The organism is Bradyrhizobium sp. PRIMUS42 (genome assembly GCF_023006515.1).
Taxonomy (GTDB): domain Bacteria; phylum Pseudomonadota; class Alphaproteobacteria; order Rhizobiales; family Xanthobacteraceae; genus Bradyrhizobium.
The window spans coordinates 1-1,865 of sequence record NZ_JALBGZ010000979.1 but is presented as its reverse complement, the minus strand read 5'-3'; the positions used below and the strand labels follow the sequence as shown (position 1 = coordinate 1,865).

At 64.6% G+C, this 1,865-nt stretch carries 3 protein-coding genes; all 3 read right to left on the bottom strand.

Features of this window, described 5'->3' with window-relative positions; genetic code table 11:
• A partial coding sequence (locus tag MOV75_RS36510) for a sodium:proton antiporter (protein ID WP_247007804.1) occupies positions 1–735 on the bottom strand: 735 nt, incomplete at its 3' end.
• Complete coding sequence (locus MOV75_RS36505; protein ID WP_246932375.1) at positions 725–1,522, bottom strand: alpha/beta hydrolase; 798 nt, start codon at positions 1,520–1,522, stop codon at positions 725–727. The genes MOV75_RS36510 and MOV75_RS36505, both read right to left, overlap by 11 nt.
• 212 nt (positions 1,523–1,734) lie before the next feature.
• Positions 1,735–1,865, bottom strand: a 131-nt coding sequence (locus MOV75_RS36500; RefSeq protein ID WP_246932379.1) for an NAD(P)(+) transhydrogenase (Re/Si-specific) subunit beta, incomplete at its 5' end; no start/stop codon positions are given.

Sequence of the window (1,865 nt, the reverse complement as noted above, 5' to 3'; positions counted from 1 at the left end):
GGCGTCGCCAGGCGGCGGCTCGCTGCGGAAGCGCCAGACGTCAATGGCGACGAAGATGGTGAGCAGCAGTCCGGCCACGATCGCGGTCTGCAACCAGATCGTCCGCGTGGTCCAGAAGAAGTCGACGCCGTGCAGGAAGCCAACGAACAGCGGGGGATCGCCGAGCGGGCTCAGCGCGCCGCCGACATTGGCGACCAGGATGATGAAGAAGATGACGACATGGGCGTTGTGGCGCCGCGGCCGGTTGGTGCGGATCAAGGGACGGATCAGGATCATCGCGGCGCCCGTGGTCCCGACGATGCTCGCCCCCAATGTGCCGAGGGCGAGGATGCCCAAATTGGTCGCCGGCGTCGCCCTGATGTCGCCGGTGATGAGGATTCCGCCGGCCACGACATAGAGCGCGAACAGCAGCACGATGAAGCCGAGATATTCGGCGAACACGGCGTGGACGAGCGCCGCCAGCGTGGCCATGCTCCCGGCAAAGACGACGAGCGCGGCGAGTGCCAGCAGCGCCCAGGCCGCGGTGATCTTGCCGTAGTGATGATGCCAGATCTTTGGAACCAGCAGCGGCCCCAGCGCGATCGACAGCAACAGGCCGGCAAAGGGCAGCGCATAGGGCCAGCGCATTGCCGCTCCGTCGAGCCCGGTCCCCGCAAACGCGCGCTGCGGCAGAAGCGTCAAGCAGAAGACGGCGAGCGCGGTACCGCCACGTGCCAACAAACCGTCAGCCGCCAATAAAATCTCTCGCCGTTTCGATTGCGCCATATTGATCGAGATTGTCGTGTCCGCCGCCCGCCATGCGAACGAACCGCTTTGGCTCATGGGCGAGTGCGTACAGACGCTCTCCGAACGCGATCGGAATGGCAAGATCATCGGTGCCATGCATCACGAGGAGCGGCGCAGTGACGCGCGCGATGCGCTCGTCCGAATGAAACGGATCGCGCATCAGAAGCCGGACCGGAACGAACCAGAACGATGACGCCGCGATGTCGGCCGTCGATGTATAGGGGGCTTCCAGGATGAGTTTTCCGACGCGATGCTCCGAGGCGATCGCAACTACCACGCCTGTCCCGAGCGAAAAGCCCCAGGCGGCGATTCGTTCCGCCGCATAGCGCGCGGTGGTGAAGGCGTAGGCGGCTGCGGCATCGCGCAGCAGGCCCTGTTCGCTCGGCGTACCGCTCGAGCCGGCATAGCCGCGATAGGACAGCGCGACGAGGCCGGTGCCATCGGCCGTCATCGCCTTGAAGCTGCTGACGCGGCCGGCGAGAAAATCACCATTGCCCGGAAAGTACAGGATCACGGGACGGCCAGGCTTTGCCGGCACGTGCCAGACGATGACCTTTTCGTCGTCCGACGTGGTCAGGATGTGCTCTTCCGCCTCGGGCAGGCCTGCGGCATCGGGGGCGGTGCGAGCGACGGTCGGAATCGGAAACAGCATCCCGCGCTGACGGACATAGAGCACGACGAGACCGGCGCAATAGACGGTCACCAGCAGGATGGCGATCCACTTGAAGATGGTCATGATACGCAGCAAGCCTTTCGGCTCAGGGCTTGCGACGGCTCCAAAGCAATTTCATGACCTCGGGCCGGAGGCTCGCCGGAACGTCGCGGCAGCCGCACGCCGCCTTGTGGGCGGCGTGCCATGCAACGCGCTGCTCGCGCGTCGCCTTCAGTGGCATGCGATGGACCGGTGCCATTCCCTATTGATGGCTGCGGTCCGTTTTCCTTCGCGCGCTACATCGCCTTGACGATGTTCTCGGTGACCTTCTTGGCGTCGCCGAGCAGCATCATGGTGTTGTCGCGATAGAACAGCGGGTTATCGATGCCGGCATAACCGGACGCCAGAGAGCGCTTGATGAACATCA